Origin of the sequence: Chromobacterium sp. LK1 (genome assembly GCF_001043555.1) — a bacterium.
GTDB classification, from domain to species: domain Bacteria; phylum Pseudomonadota; class Gammaproteobacteria; order Burkholderiales; family Chromobacteriaceae; genus Chromobacterium; species Chromobacterium aquaticum.
In genome coordinates, this window is sequence record NZ_LDUI01000003.1 from 107,360 (window position 1) to 121,889 (window position 14,530).

Below are 14,530 nucleotides of genomic sequence, written 5' to 3' on the forward strand. Positions count from 1 at the left end.
TGTCATGGCTCAGCGTCGCCGCCGGTGTTGTTCGTGGTTCTAACGGGTCTTTACCGTGTTTCCATTTTTTATTTTGCATGTCTTTGGTATTTTTGTGATGCATTGAAAAACATCATCCTATTAATGGATAAGATTTTCTAATAATTTGGGCGCTTGCTCATATTCGTTTGGATAAGCGGAAATCTGAGAGGGCCAGGCGAGATTGACTCTTGGGTAAAGGTGAAGGCAGAGTGCTTACTTGCCTGCCTTTTGCAGGCCAATTTCTTTCAAGCCATTTTATTGGAGAGCATTCATGCCATTAAACAAGCCGGCTAAACCGCCAGCCGTTAAGGTGTTGATTGGCGGAAAAGTGGTTCTGGTGTCCAAATCCGCCGTCACTCCAGTTCAATCCTCGGCCACATGCCTGATTATTGCCCAGTAATCCCACGGTAAATCGAGTGAGCCCTTTAGATAAGGGCTCACATTTTATCTGGCCTCATTTTAATTGGGGGGAATGGTGGAAAATAAAAACGCAATATCGCCTGCGCCGCCAGCTTATGGCATGCCTGTTGGTGTCAGGTTTTCAGATATGATCGGGCTTATTCCGCGTTGGGCCTGGCTTGGCGGCAAGTGGCCGTATTTCATGCAAATGGCGCTGGCCGTATTCGTGGGCAGCATCTGGACCTTAAAGGCCTTGGCGAATACCAGCAAGGTGAGTTCGACATTGTCCGCCATTTCACATGTGCTAAGTGTTTCGTATTTGCGGAGTTGGCACATTTACTGGCACACCCAGATCAATCACGCCAGAAACACCCTGATTTTTTCCACGCTGTGCCGGCTGCCTGGAGAGCGCTTATTGCGCTGGGGGCGCAGGCATACGCAAGTGGATATCCGGCCGCCCAAGGAGGTGGCGCCGGAAAAGCCCGTTATTTATTTGGTGGTTTCATTCGCGCTGCACTACTTCGGCATGCTGCAGCCGGTGCGGCAGCAATATGCCAATGCCAGGAAAATAGCGGTGGTGCAGCCGCGTTGCGCCTTGGAGCCGCTGCAGAAGGTTGGTTTTTATCAATCCTTGTCCCGCATGACCGGGCAGCGCATAGAGGGCATTGCCGCTGATCAGCCATTGGTGGCCAGGCAGATTGCCAGGGCGGTGCGCCAGGGCTATTCCGTGGAGATGAGGGTGGACAGCATGCCCACGGAAACCGTGCGCATGGTGGGGTCGCGGCTTTGCGGCAAGGCGGCGATGTTTCCCTTGAGCATTCTGGAAATAGCCAAGCGGCTGGAGGTGGACCTGGTCGTGCTCAGCGTGGTGAGGGAGGAGGATGTGTTTCGCACCGCCAGCCATTTGCGCCTTGCCGTGCCGGCGCAGGCCTCGGGCGAGGCGCTGACCGAGATGGCCTGCCGCATCGACGGCGTGATTGGCGCGCTGATTGCCCGTTATCCCGAGCAATACACCGCCTGGCATGCGGTGGCGGAGCGCTGGCGCTTGGCGCGGGAGATTGAGCAGGCGCTGGCCGCTGGAGGTGAATATGGCGCTGCGTGAAGAAGTGGCGGCCATTCTGGCGCGGGCAACGGATTTGCCGCTGGAAACCATTCTTGGCGCTCCGGATGTGGATACCCTGGGGCTGGATTCCTTGTCGCTTTACGATGTGTTGTTTGAATTGGAGAAGGCGTTTCTGCTTGAGATTTCCGATGAGGAGGCCGGCCAGTTGCACACTCTGCTGGATTTTGAGGCGCTATTGCAGCGCAAGCTCGCGGAGGCGGCGGTGGTGGAACGCTCGACATGAGCCCGCCGCTGTCACTTAGCCGCGAGCGCGCTGGCCTGCTTGGCCTGATCGCCGCGCTGGCCTGGGCGCAGTTGAGCAGCGGGGCGGGGCTATGGGGGCCGGTGCTGCTGGCGGCCTGGAGTGGATGGCGGGTATGGCGGCAGGCGCAGCCCTTGGCGCGCATGGTGCTGGTGCTGGTGTCGGCATGGCTGCTCAACCGCATGCTGTTGTTGGCGTGGCAGGTCTGGCCGCTGATCATGTTGTTGCCCATTTTGCTCACATTGCTGGTGTTTTGGCGCTGGGACCGGCCGCGTGTGCTGGAGGTGATGCGCATGGGGCGCCTACGGGCGCGGCATGCCGCGCTGGGGGTGCTGGTGGGCTTGATCAGCAGCGCCGTTTTGCTGTTGTGGATGCGTTGGTTCGCGCCGGATTTGCGCGTGCAGGCCGGGCTGATGCCGGCTTGGCCGGTGATGGCCCTGCTGGGGGTGATTCTGGGGTTTGCGTTGCTGAACAGCTGGCTGGAGGAGGTGATTTATCGCGGCATGGTGCAGGGTGGTTTGGTCGAGGCCGCCTTGCCCTTGTCCATCGTCTTGCTGGTGCAGGCGCTGGCCTTTGCCGCCGCGCACTATGCCGGAGGGGTGCCGAATGGCTGGCTGGGCGCCGGCCTGACCTTGTTGTACGGCTTGGCCTTGGGCGGGCTGAGGGTGTGGAGCGGAGGCCTGGCCGCCGCCTTCACGGCGCATGTGACCACGGATGTGTGCATTGGGACCGTGCTGGCGTTTCCGGCGATCCGGATGGAGATCATGTCGTGATATGGCCGCGTCGCCCGTCTTGTATCTATGTTTTTTCCATTGCCGGGCCGATTACCGAGGCCAGCGCGCTGGAGTTCGCCCTGCGGCTGCGGGAATTGCCGACACGCAAGCCGGCGGCCTGCGCGGTATTGCTGCGTGTTTCTTCCAATGGCGGCGGCGCCGGCAGCGCGGAAGCCATTATTGAAGCGGTGAATCTGTGCCGCGAGGAGTTGGGTCTGCCCATTGTGGCCCTGGTGATGGAGACGGCCTTGTCGGCGGGGCTGTTGCCTGCGTTGGCGGCGGACCGGCTGGTGGTCACGCCCAGCGCCACCTTGGGCGGAGCGGGGGCGATTGTGCGTTTGTTGTCTCCGTCGGCGTTGTTGTCCAAGCTAGGCGTGGGCTACACCGCTTATGCCAGCAATGCCTTGAAGGATATGTTCAGTCATTGTGCCGATCTGGCCCCGGAGGCGGAGCAGGCCTTGCATGAGCTGGTGCGGGAAAACGGGCGGCAGTTCATGGTGGCCATCCTGGCATGCCGGCCGGCCTTGGGTGCCGAGGGGCGGGAGCGCTTGGCGGCCGGGCAGGTGTTGAATGGGGCGGAGGCCGTCGCCTTGGGGCTGGCGGATGTGGTGGGCGGTTTTTACGCGGCGGTGGCCGAGTGCGGGCGTTTGGCCGGCCATGGCGCGCCCTTGCTGCGTTTTGTGGAGCCCGCTTCCGCCGTGCCGTGGCCTTTGCTGGATGGCTTGTTGCGGCTGGGCAAACGGTGGCTAAGTCCCTGAGGCCTGGTTCTGGTCTAGCCGCGTGTCTTGTGGCCGCCATCGGCCTGAGCTTGCTGCCCGCCGTCCAGGCCCAGCATGTCTATGAGTTGGACTATCGGCGCATCGCCGATGGCGTCAATCTGAAATACCTGTTCAAGGTCAGCCCGCAAACATATCCGGACTTGGCGTTTCGCCTGCGCTTGTCTCCGCTGGAGCGCGCTTTGTCCTTGGAGGGCGGCACGCTGGAGATTCTGGCGGCGGCCGCGCCCATCAGTCTGCGGCTGGACCGTTTCGGCTCGGTGGCGGTGCCGATCAGCGCGGCGCTGTACCGGGAGAACCCGCCGGTGCGGATCACGGTGCCGGCCAAGGTGGGCTTGCAGCTTGGGGTGGAGGTTCGCCTCAAGCGGCACGGTCTTGACGGGGTGGCGGTGGCGCAGTTGGAGCAGGGGCGGCGGCAGTATCAGGCGGCGCTGCGGGAGGCGGGCTGGTGGGTGGCGCGGCTGGCGCCGAGCTTGCCGCGGGTGGTGATCCGCATGCCGGCCGGGCCGGCGGTCCGCTGCCAGTTGGAGCCGGTTTCCGCCCAGGGGGTGGGCTGCGTCAGCAATGCACAGGGGGCGTGCCGGCTGCGGCTGGCGGATCTGGCCGCGTCGCCGGCGGGCCGAGTGATGTGTCAGCGGGAGGTGGAGGCGGTGTTGCTGGAGGCGGAGTAAGCATTTGTTCAAAGTCTGCCGCGCTTCGGCGATACGGCGGAGGCGTTACAGCGGAAAGCCGCCCATTGTGGGCGGCTTTCCGCTTTGCTGCGCCGCGGCGACGCTATGCGGGGTTTAGGCCGCGCTCATGGTGGCGCCGGCCGGGGCCGTCATGGCGCCCAGGTCCTGGACGATGTCGTCCAGCAGGCGGTCCAGCCGCTGGCTGTCGTGGTGGTGGGGCGTGGTGATCAGGTGGGCGGTGCCGCCGGATCGGGCCAGGCCGTGTTTGTCGCATACCGGCTCGGACGGGCTGGGGAAGACCACGGTGATGGAGTTCTTGCAGCGCCAAGCCTGGATGCCGGCGGCCTGGAGGCGGTCTATCGCGTATTGGGCCATGTCCAGGCAGTGGCGCACTTTGCGGCGCCATTCCGCCAGCGGCCGGCTCTTGATGGCGGCCCACAACATCATGGGGGTGTGGCCGTTGCGGGAGCCGCTGATGGTCTGGTCCTTGGCGGAGATGTAGTCGATTTCCACGGAGATGCGCGACACATTGCTGCGCTTGGCCAGCACGATGCCGCACGGCATCGGCGAACCTATCATCTTGTGGCCGGACACGCTGATGGAGTCGATGCCGTCGGCGAAGGAGTAGGGCTGCGGGGCGTCGACGAAGGGCAGGATCATGCCGCTGAGCGCGGCGTCGGCGTGCAGGTAGTAATCCTGTCGCGGGATGCCGGCCTCAGCCAGCTTGTGCTGGATGACGCCGATGTCGTCCACGGCGCCTTTCATGGTGGTGCCGACATTGACGAAGACGATGGGGTGGCGTTCCTGGTCTTGCTGGATTTTGGCCACCAGGTCGTCGTAGTCGATTTCGCCGCTGGGCAGGGAGTCCACCGCGCGGGATTTGATGCGCAGCAGCTTGATGATCTTGGCCACGGAGTAGTGGCTGTCCTTGGAGTAGTACAGCGTGGCGTCGGGGAAGAGTTCGCGGGCGAGGTAGCAACCAAACATATTGCCTTCGGTGCCGCCGTTGGTGACGTAGCCCCAGCTTTCATCAAAGGGGATGTGGAATAGTTCGGCGAAGAAGTGCATGACTTCGCGTTCGAAGTCGAAGGAATTCAGCAGATAGTTGCTGCTTTCGTTCCAGTCGCCGCAGTTGTTGATGGAGAAGCGCAGGAAGCGGTGCAAGGGGGCGTAGTCGAAGTCGGCTGACTCTGGATAAGCGAGATTGAAATATTGGTGCTGCAAGCAGTACTGCCAAAAAGATTCGATACGGTTTTGGTCAAGTGGGGACAGCGACATGGGTGGTGGCTCCGTGGTTTCTCAGTGGGTTGGAGTGGGTATTGCCGGGTGTTTTTCCTTGTTGGTCGGGCGTGGCTTGGCGCCCGGTTGTTGTCTGTTTTTGCGGATGGTGGTTTTCATCGCCGGGGCTTGCCCGGCGGGCGTGAAGGGCCCAGCGCGCATCGGATGCGCGGTGCCTGGCAGACAAGTTCAAAAGCTGGCCAAAAACGTGAACAGCCTTTCGCCGCGCTTGCGGTGCTTTAAGCGGCGGTTTGCCGTGCGTCCAGCAGCGCTTCCCAGTCCGCCAGCGTGGGGGAGCGGCTCAGTTCTTCCGTGCGCACAGGGATGCCGCGGGCGTTGAGTTCCGCGGCCAGCGTCATCAGGCGCAGGGAATCCAGGCCGTAATACATCAGGTTTTCCGTGGGGTTCAGCACCCCGTCTTCCGTCAGCAGTTGCCGCAGCCGGCCATGCAGCCATTGGCGCGGGCTGGCCGCTTCCGTTTGCATTGTTTGGGCGTGTTTTTCATTCGTCATGTTGATTTCACCTGAATCATTGCATAGCACTAATTATGTAAATTATAATCATTCGCATTTAGAGATGCCATATGGAGATGGAAGAAATGCAAGAAATCCATTTGTCAATTTTCATGGGTGCGCAATGAGAGAGCTGACTTCAATGCAGGCGGCCTGCTGGATGGGCCGGGGCGATCATTCCGATCTGGGCGGCGTCTCTGCGCATTTGTATGCGGAGTTCGACGGCCAGGCCATCGAGCTACCGCGCTTGGTGGCCGCGCTGGGGCGGCTGGGCCGCGAGCACGCCATGCTGCGCGCCTGCGTGACGGCGGATGGGATGCAGGCGCTGGCGGCGGCGGACAAGGCGCCTCATCTGGAGGTGGAGGATTTCACCGCCCTGGAGGGCGAGGCGCTGGCGCAGCGCCTGGAAGCCAAGCGCCAGCAGTGGACTCATCAACGGCTTGACCTGGCAACCGGTCAAGCCGTTCGTTTTTCCATCAGCCTGTTTGGCGCGGGCGATAGCCGGCTGCATGTGGACGCGGACATGATCGCCGTCGACCCGTCCAGCTTCCGCCTGCTGATGGAGGATTTGGCGCTGTTTTACGAATCCCCGGACGCGGAGCTGCCGCCCACGCCGTCCTTCTTTGAGTGGTGCGACCGGGCGCGGGACGAGCCCTGGCTCAAGGCGGCTCGGGAGCGGGACCGCGATTGGTGGCGCGAGCAATTGCCCAAGATTGCGCCGGCGCCGTCCTTGCCGCGCAGGCAGGGTCCGGCGGGCGCGGCGTCCAGCCAGCGCTTGTGCGCCTGGCTGGCGCCGGAGCAGCGCCAGGCTTTGCGGCGGCTGGCCAAGGCGCAGCGGCTGACGCTGTCCGGCCTGATGCTGGGCGTGTTCGCCCAGGCTTTGGGGGCGGCCACTGGAGACAGGCGCTTCCGGCTGAATGTGCCGGTGTTCTGGCGGCCGCCCTTGCTGGAGGGCGCGGAGCGCATCATCGGGGAGTTCGCCAATCTGGTGTTGCTGGATGTGGATTTGGACACGGCGCCGACTTTGGGCGCGCTGTGCCGAAACCTGGCCGCGCAGTTGCTGGAGCGAGCCGGCCATTGCGCTTATCCGGGCGTGAACCTGATGCGGGATCTGTCCCGCCATCACCGCTCGCCGCAGATCGCGCCGGTGGTGTTCACCGCGGCGCTGGACCTGCCGGGCGGGGAGTTGTTCTCGGAGCGGGTGCGGCGCGCCTTCGGCGCGATGAACTGGGTGATTTCGCAGGGGCCGCAGGTGGCCTTGGACGCGCAGATCGTCAGCGCGGACGGCGGGGTGTTGATCAATTGGGACATCCGCTTGGACGCCTTGCCGCAAGACTGGATCACGCAGCTGTTCAACGATTTCGTGGCGCTGGCCACCGCCGTGGCGGCGGACCCGGCCGCGCTGGAGCGCCCGCTGGCGCAGCCGGAGGCGGAAACGCCGCTGTCGGTGTTGCAGCAGGCTTACCTGCTGGGCCGCACCGCGCAGCTGCCGCTGGGCGGGGTGGCGATGCAGGAGTTCCGCGAATACCACGGGACGATGGACCCGGCGCTGCTGCGCGCCCGGCTGGGCGAGATGGTGCGGCGTCACGATTGCCTGCGCACGGTGATAGACGTCACGCGCTTGCGGCAGCGGGTCCGCGCGCAGCCGCGGGTGAATCTGCGCGAGGTGGATTTGCGCGCCTTGTCGCCGGCGGCGGCCCAGGAGCGGGTGGCGGTGGCGCGTGAGGATTACGCCCACGCGCTGTTCGATCTGGAGCACGCGCCGTGGGAGCTGACGCTGTTCCTGCTGCCGGACGAGAGCTTGACAGTATTCGTGCGTTTCGATGCCTTGATCGTTGACGGCCGTTCCATCGCCGCGCTGATGCTGGAGCTGTTCCAGGGCGTGGCGGAGCCGAGCAGGCCGGCCGCCACGGCGGCGGCCGAGGCGTCCGCGGAAACCCGCAAGGCGGACGCGCTGTATTGGAAAAACAAGCTGGCCGATTGCGGCGGCGCGCCGCGGCTGCCTTGGCGCAAGCCCTTGGATCAATTGGGCGTGGCGCGCTATGAGCGGCAAAGCCTGACGGTGAGCGCGGAGCGTTTCGAGCGGCTGGGCAAGCTGGGCAACGGCCAACGCTTTTTCAAGAACACCACGGTGATGGCGCTGGTGTTGGAGGTGTTGTCGCACTGGCTGGATGAGGGCGGCTTGTGCGTGGCGGTGCCGGTGGCGCCGCTGCCGTCCGGCGGCTTCTCCAACCGTTCCAGCTTCATCGCGGTGACGTGGCCGGCGGGGCTGGACAGCTTGGCGGAGCGCGGCCGCCGCTTGCAGGCGGATGTGATGGAGGGCTTGCAGCACCTGGCCTTCTCCGGCGTGGACCTGGCGCGGATGCTGTTTGAGAGCCATGGCCCCGGCCCGGCGCTGCCGGTGGTGGTGACCAATGGCTTGTCGTGGCCAACAGCGGCGGACGGCGCAATGCGCCAGATCGGCGGGCTGACCCAGACGCCGCAGGTGGCGATGGATCTGCGTTTTTCCGCGCGGGCGGACGGCGCGCTGGTGTTTGATATCGACTACGCCCGCGACGCATTGGAGCCGGCGCTGGTGGGCGCGGTGCTGAGCGCGCTGGAGCGGGCCATCGAGCAGGTGGTGGACAGCGGCGTGTTCGAGGCGCCGGCCGGGCGGGTGCTGGATTACGGCCATTACCGGCTGAACAGCATGGAAGCCGAGGCTCGCAGCGAGGATTTCCTCGGTCGCATCGCCGCCCATATCTTTGACCCGGACAACGACAAGGTGGCGCTGATCAGCGGCCAGCGGCGGATAGGCTACGGCGAGCTGGGCGCGGCGGTGTCCCGGGCGATGGCGGCGCTGAAGGCGCGCGGCGTCGGCGCCGGCCAGGTGGTGGCGGTATGCCTGCCGCGCAGCCCGGAGCACACCATCATCACCCTGGCGTGCGCCTTCAGCGGCGTGATCTGGGTGCCGATAGACGCGGCGTCCCCGGAGGAGCGGCTGCGTTATTTGCTGGACAACTGCCGGCCCAACCTGGTGGTGGCGGCCCAGCCCTTGCCGACCGAGCATGCGCGGGCCACGCCGGAGCAACTGCTGGCCGAGGCCGCGCCGCTGGCCGCGCGCGGCGGCTGGCAGGCGCTGTCGCTGAGCGAGACGCCGGCGTATTACCTGTACACCTCGGGCACCACCGGCAAGCCCAAGTGCGTGGTGTTGTGCAACCGGGCCACGGCCAATGTCATCGGCGCCACGCTGGAGCATTGGCGGGTGACGCAGCGCGATGTGTGCATGTCGGTGACGCCGTTGCACCACGATATGTCGGTGTTCGACGTGCTGGGCAGCCTGAGCGCCGGCGCCACTCTGGTGTTGCCGGAGGCGGGCGAGGAGAAGGACGCGGTGCGCTGGAACCAGCTGGTGGACGAGCACGGCGTCACGCTGTGGTGCACGGTGCCGGCGATGCTGGAGATGTTGCTGTCTTGCCGGCGCGACGGCGGGCTGCACAGCCTGCGACTGGTGGCCCAGGGCGGGGATTACATCAAGCCGTCCATCATCGCGGATTTGCGCGCTGCTCTGCCGGCGGCGTGGCTGCTGTCCTTGGGCGGGCCGACGGAAACCACGATCTGGAGTATCTGGCACGACATCGTCGCGGAGGACAGCGCCAAGGTGCCCTATGGCCGGCCGCTGCCCGGCAACCGCTATTGGCTGCTGAACGAGCGCGGCGAGCATTGCCCGGCCGGCGTGGCCGGACGCATTCACACCGCCGGCGTCAATCTGGCGCTGGGCTATCTGGAAAACGGCGAACTGACCCAGCACGACTTCGTCACCGTGCGCGACGAGGCCGGCCAGCAGGCGCGCGCCTTCCGCAGCAGCGACTGCGGCCGTTACCGGCCGGACGGGGTGATGATGTTCGACAGCCGGGTCAATGGCTACGTCAAGGTGCGAGGGGTGCGGGTGTCGCTGCCGGACATCGAGATGGAGCTGATCAAGCATCCGGCGCTGGCCCATGTGCTGGTGGTGGATGTGGGCGATGAACGGCAGGGGGAATTGAGCATAGGCGCGCTCTACGTGGCCAAGCCCGGCGCGGAGGTGAGCGCGGCGGATCTGCGCGAGCATGCGCGCCGCGTTCTGCCGCAATCCCATGTGCCCACGCGTTTCTTACAGGTGGCGCAACTGCCCCTGTCGCAAAACGGCAAGCCGGACCGCCGCGGCGCGCGCGCGCTGTTGCAGGCGCCGGCCCATGTCCCGGCCCCGGAGCGCGTGGCGGTGCCCGCCGTTGTCGAGGCGCCGGCCGCGGCGACGCGGCACCGGCGCCCGGTGCTGGATATTTATCTGGGCGTGCTGGGGCGTTCCTATCAGGAGCTGGCCGACGAGCTGCTGGACTTCAGCAGCATGGGCTTGCTGCCCCAGCATCTGAAAGCCATTGCGGCGCGCCTGCGGGAAACCTTCGCCGTCGAGCTGTCGCCCGGACAGCTGCTGCGTTGTCGCAATGTGGCGGATGTGGAGCGTTTGCTGGTGGCTGGTCAGCCCTGATCAAACTCACCCCGGGGCGGCCATCCCGCCCCGGGGGCAATCGATAGAACCTTTGATAGAACCTTGGGAGTTTTTCGCATATGGAAATGGCGAACGTAGATGTTGCCGGCGTCGGCATCGGGCCGTTCAATCTGGGCCTGGCGGCCTTGTTGTCGCGTCACTCGGACATCAAAGGGGTGTTTCTGGAGCGCAAGCCGGCGTTTCGCTGGCATGAGGGTTTGCTATTGCCGGGCACCACGCTGCAAGTGCCGTTCCTGGCCGATCTGGTCACGCTGGCGGACCCCACGCATCCGCTCAGCTATCTGAACTATCTGCATCAGCATGACCGCCTTTACCAGTTCTACTACTACGACAACACCCTGGTGCCGCGCATTGAATACGACGATTACTGCCGCTGGGCCGCGCAGCAGCTGCCGGCCTGCCGCTTTGGCGAGGAGGTGCGGGACGTGGCTTACGACGCGGTCGCGGGGCGTTTCGTGGTGGACAGCGAGTCGGCGTCGGGCGGGATGCGCCGCTATGCCGGCCGCGATCTGGTGGTGGGCGTCGGCACTTCGCCATGGTTGCCGGCGTGGGCGCGCGCCAGCCGCCACCCGCGGGTGATCCATTCCGCCCAGTTCATCCCCAATCAGCAGGCGCTGTCGCAATGCCGGCGCGTCACCGTGATCGGCTCCGGCCAGAGCGCGGCGGAGTGCGTGCTGGCGCTGTTCCGCGAGCTGAGCCCGGAGCAGGTGGCGGCCGGGGCGTCCATCCAGTGGATCACGCGCGCGCCGGGCTTCCACCCGATGGAGTTTTCCAAGCTGGGGCAGGAGTGCTTCACCCCGGCTTATATGCAGTACTTCCACAGCATCCCGCGCGAGAAGCGCCGCGAGGTGGTGGCCGGCCAGGGCCTGCTGTACAAGGGCATCAGCTTCTCCACCATCGGCGATATCTTCGATCTGCTCTACGAGCGCTCGATAGGCGGCCGCGATCCGGGCCTGAAGCTGTATTCCAATTGCGATGTGGAGGCGCTGGAGGAACTGGGCGCGGACGGCGCGCTGCGCATGACTTGCCATCACCGGCAGTTGGGCCAGCGTTGCCAGCTGGAGACCGACGCCATCGTCGCCGCCACCGGCTACGCCCACGCCTGGCCGCAGTGGTTCGAGCGCTTGAAGGAGACGGTGCTGGCGGTGGACGCGCAGGGCGATTGCATCGTGGAGGAGGATTTCACCGCGCGCCGCCGCGATCAGGGGCCGGGCCGGGTGTTTGTGCAGAACGCGGAGATTTTCCAGCACGGGGTGGGTTCGCCGGACCTGGGCATAGGCCCGATCCGCAACGCGGCCATCATCAATCAGTTGTTGGGTCAGCCGCGTTATCGCCTGCCGCAGCGTTCGGCGTTCCAGCATTATGGGCTGCCGCAGGGGTAGCTTGTTTCTGGCTAGCTAGTTTTGAATCCGCTACGCGGATGATGGTTTAGGGCCGGTTCCGCCCGGCGAGCAGGGAGGAGATATTTGCTTGGCCAAATATCCCCTCCACCCCTAAAGGCCACCCTGCAAGCCTGGCCTACGGCTTCCCGCCGGGTCCCGTCAGGCCCGAGGCGCGGCTGAACTCGCAGCGCGCTAACGTCGCGCTGCTCGAACAAGCAGCCGCTTAAAACGAGCGAAGCGAAGTTTCTGCGTAGCTAAAACCTCGGGCCTGCCACCCGACGGCAGGCTTGAAGGGACCCAGGGCACGTCGAATACGAGGTTTCCTATGTATTTACGTAACATTTCAACGAACTTACAAAAGATCGTAAACAGCCTCTAAGGCTGTTTTCGGCCGGCGATGACATTACGCCCCCGCTCTCGTTTGAGGGCGGGGGCGTCAAGGCTTTGCGCGCCGTATCACCGACGCGCAGCGGGCATGGAATAGGCCTTAGCCCAGCAGCTCTTCCAGCCTCCGCTCGCTGGCGTCGCCCGCGCTCAACAGCGCGAACAAGCGGTGCAGCGTGGCGCAGATGGCCTCGAGCTGGGCGGCGGAGTAGCGCTCCGCGCGGTAGGTGATGACCAGGCGCAGCGAGCCGTCGTGCGCGTCTTCCATGATCTCGAACTGCAGGCCGAACATGGATTCGCTCTTGTCCGGGTCGATCTGGCGGTAGCGGATCTCGCCGCCGTCCGGGGCCGGCAGCGCGCCGTTGAGCGCGTTGTTGGCGTGGACCTGGACGTAGACGTCGAACAGCAGGCCGTCCGCCGGCGTCATGCCCAGCGCGTTTTGCACCAGTTCCAGCGGAATGTCGGCATAGGCCATGGAGTCGTTGATGGTCAGGGTCACGTCCTTGAGCAGGCTGCCCAGCGATTGCCGGCGGTCGAAACGCACTCGGTGCGCCACCATGGTGGTGAAGTAGCCGACGGTGTCGAAATACGCCGCGTCGGTGCGGCCGGAAGACGAGGTGCCGATCACGATTTCCGGCAGATCGCCCAGCTTATGCAGCGCCAGCGCGATGGCGGTGTAGACCACGCTGAACAGCGAGGAATCGTGACGCTTGGCGAAGGCGGTGATCGCTTCCTGCGTGCCCGGCTCGGGCTTGAACTCCAGCCATTTGGCCTTGAAGCCGGCGGCTTGGGCGGGCGCGGGGGCCGGCGCGGCCGGGTCCGGCAGTTGTAGGCCCGGCGTGGCGCCGCGCAGCATGGCGGTCCAGTAATCCATGTGGCGCGGGTTGACGCCTTGGCGCTGCTGCTCCAGCGCGAAGGCGTGGAAGGAGGGCGCCGGGGCGGCCCATTGCGGCGGCTGGCCGGCGGCGCGGGCGCGATAGGCCAGCGCCAGTTCATCCATCATCACATTCAGCGACCATTCGTCGATCGCCATGTGATGCACCAGGAAGGACAAGGTCTGGCGGCCGGTGGCCGGATGGCGCAGGAAGCGTATCCGCAGCGGCAGTTCGCGGCCCAGGTCGAAGCGATGGGCGGCTTCGTCCGCCAGCGTCAGCCCCTCGCTCTCCGCGCTGCTCCAGAACCATTTGTAGCCGCCGGTTTCCGCCAGCGGCACGATGCGCTGCAGCGCGGCGCCGTCTTGTTCATGGAAGGTGGTGCGCAGGCTGGCGTGGCGTTCCAGCAAGTCGCTGAAGGCCAGGCGGAACAGGTTTTCGTCCACCGGGTCGAGGAAGTCCAGCGCGAAGGGCAGGTTGAAGATGGTGCCGAAGTCGTAGGCGGCGTAGGCGCGCCACAGCGAGGCTTGCGCGAGCGCCAGCGGCGCTTGCCGCACTTCGGCGGACGGCGCGGCCTGGCGGCCTTGTTCGCTGACGGTGGCGCGCGCGGCCAGCGCGGCGGCGGTGGGCGCTTCGAAGAAGTCGTTGAAGCGGATCTGGATGCCGTGCTTGCTTTGCAGCGTGCCGATGATGCGGGTGGCCAGCAGCGAATGGCCGCCGAAATCGAAGAAGTTGTCGTCCGGCCTCATGCCGGGCTCGGCCAGCACCGCGCGCAGTTCGGCCAGGATGGTGGCGGCGATCGCGTCTTGGCCGTCGGCCGCGGGCTGGGCCGCCGCCGGCGGGTGGTAGCCGGTTTCGCCGGCCAGCAAGGGCAGCGGCGTCAGCGTCAGCGGGCGGCGCGCGGCGTCCAGTTGCTGATAGCCCTGGGCCAGCGCGTCCGCCAAAGCGTTGAACGGCTGGGCCGGTTCCAGAATGGGGTGCAGGCTCAGCGCCAGCACGGCGCTGTGTTCGGTATGGATGATCAGGGCCTGGAACGGCGGCTGCGTCGCCGCGTCCCACGGCGCCGCGCGCAGCGCGAGCAGGCGCTCGGCCAGTTCGGCTTCCTTGATACGAGGGAAGGCGATGCAAGGGTGCCAGCCGGCCACATGGGATTTGCACAGATCGCCGTCGTCGCTGAACGCGTAACGGGCGTTCAGCTCCGGCCGGGCCTGGATCAGCTGTTGCAGCGCCAGGGTCAGCAGCGCGAGATCGGTCTGTTCGTCCAGCCGCCAGGCGTCAACGCGGCGGCTCAGGCGTTCCGGGTGTTGCTGCTGCAATAGCCAGCATTGTTCTTCGTGAAGGCTCAGGGACAGGCGCTGCGACGGGATGTCGGGGTGGGGGTGCGACAAGAGTGGTCTCCTTCTGAAATTCAACAGCCAATAATCTTTATGGGCGGCGACGGGAGGCATTTGACGGTCGCCAGTCAACAGGACGCGTCGTCGGGGGATGACGGCCCTGGGAATGGGTGCGGCGGGTTCTTGCGATGAGATGTCTACGGCATGGGAGGCGCGGGATTCCGGCCGTTTTTCAG

10 protein-coding genes are annotated in these 14,530 nt (G+C 65.3%); 7 read left to right on the forward strand and 3 right to left on the reverse strand.

Annotation, left to right across the window (positions count from 1 at the left end; all coding sequences use genetic code 11):
- The first annotated feature begins 496 nt into the window (after positions 1 to 496).
- Genes VI26_RS24220 through VI26_RS02270 form a run of 5 tightly spaced genes read left to right on the forward strand, consistent with a single transcriptional unit; the run spans position 497 to position 4,004 of the window.
- The gene (locus tag VI26_RS24220; RefSeq protein ID WP_156183709.1) at positions 497 to 1,522 is read left to right on the forward strand and encodes a hypothetical protein; all 1,026 of its coding nucleotides are present in this window, start codon (positions 497 to 499) and stop codon (positions 1,520 to 1,522) included.
- Positions 1,509 to 1,766 (forward strand): phosphopantetheine-binding protein, encoded by a 258-nt coding sequence (locus VI26_RS02255; RefSeq protein ID WP_048408109.1) that lies wholly within the window; start codon positions 1,509 to 1,511, stop codon positions 1,764 to 1,766. Before VI26_RS24220 ends, VI26_RS02255 begins: the two co-directional genes overlap by 14 nt.
- Positions 1,763 to 2,557: a type II CAAX prenyl endopeptidase Rce1 family protein gene (locus tag VI26_RS23045; RefSeq protein ID WP_053074180.1), complete on the forward strand. Its 795-nt coding sequence runs from the start codon at positions 1,763 to 1,765 to the stop codon at positions 2,555 to 2,557. The genes VI26_RS02255 and VI26_RS23045 overlap by 4 nt, the downstream gene beginning before the upstream one ends.
- The gene (locus VI26_RS02265) at positions 2,554 to 3,315 is read left to right on the forward strand and encodes a S49 family peptidase (RefSeq protein ID WP_048408110.1); all 762 of its coding nucleotides are present in this window, start codon (positions 2,554 to 2,556) and stop codon (positions 3,313 to 3,315) included. The genes VI26_RS23045 and VI26_RS02265 overlap by 4 nt, the downstream gene beginning before the upstream one ends.
- 29 nt (positions 3,316 to 3,344) lie before the next feature.
- Positions 3,345 to 4,004, forward strand: coding sequence for a hypothetical protein (locus tag VI26_RS02270; protein WP_048408111.1), 660 nt, complete (start codon positions 3,345 to 3,347; stop codon positions 4,002 to 4,004).
- A 114-nt stretch (positions 4,005 to 4,118) separates the two neighbouring features.
- Here the strand turns inward: VI26_RS02270 and VI26_RS02275 are convergent, their stop codons facing one another.
- The gene (locus VI26_RS02275) at positions 4,119 to 5,282 is read right to left on the reverse strand and encodes a histidine decarboxylase (RefSeq protein ID WP_048408112.1); all 1,164 of its coding nucleotides are present in this window, start codon (positions 5,280 to 5,282) and stop codon (positions 4,119 to 4,121) included.
- 239 nt (positions 5,283 to 5,521) lie between these two features.
- Complete coding sequence (locus VI26_RS02280) at positions 5,522 to 5,794, reverse strand: phosphopantetheine-binding protein (RefSeq protein WP_082150836.1); 273 nt, start codon at positions 5,792 to 5,794, stop codon at positions 5,522 to 5,524.
- 124 nt (positions 5,795 to 5,918) lie between these two features.
- Between VI26_RS02280 and VI26_RS02285 the strand changes: the two genes are divergently transcribed.
- Positions 5,919 to 10,301 (forward strand): amino acid adenylation domain-containing protein, encoded by a 4,383-nt coding sequence (locus tag VI26_RS02285; protein ID WP_048408114.1) that lies wholly within the window; start codon positions 5,919 to 5,921, stop codon positions 10,299 to 10,301.
- A gap of 86 nt (positions 10,302 to 10,387) precedes the next feature.
- Positions 10,388 to 11,704, forward strand: a complete 1,317-nt coding sequence (gene basC / locus VI26_RS02290) for a putative histamine N-monooxygenase (RefSeq protein WP_048408199.1) — start codon at positions 10,388 to 10,390, stop codon at positions 11,702 to 11,704.
- A gap of 487 nt (positions 11,705 to 12,191) precedes the next feature.
- Here the strand turns inward: basC and VI26_RS02295 are convergent, their stop codons facing one another.
- Positions 12,192 to 14,348, reverse strand: coding sequence for a condensation domain-containing protein (locus VI26_RS02295; RefSeq protein WP_048408115.1), 2,157 nt, complete (start codon positions 14,346 to 14,348; stop codon positions 12,192 to 12,194).
- Positions 14,349 to 14,530: the final 182 nt, after the last annotated feature.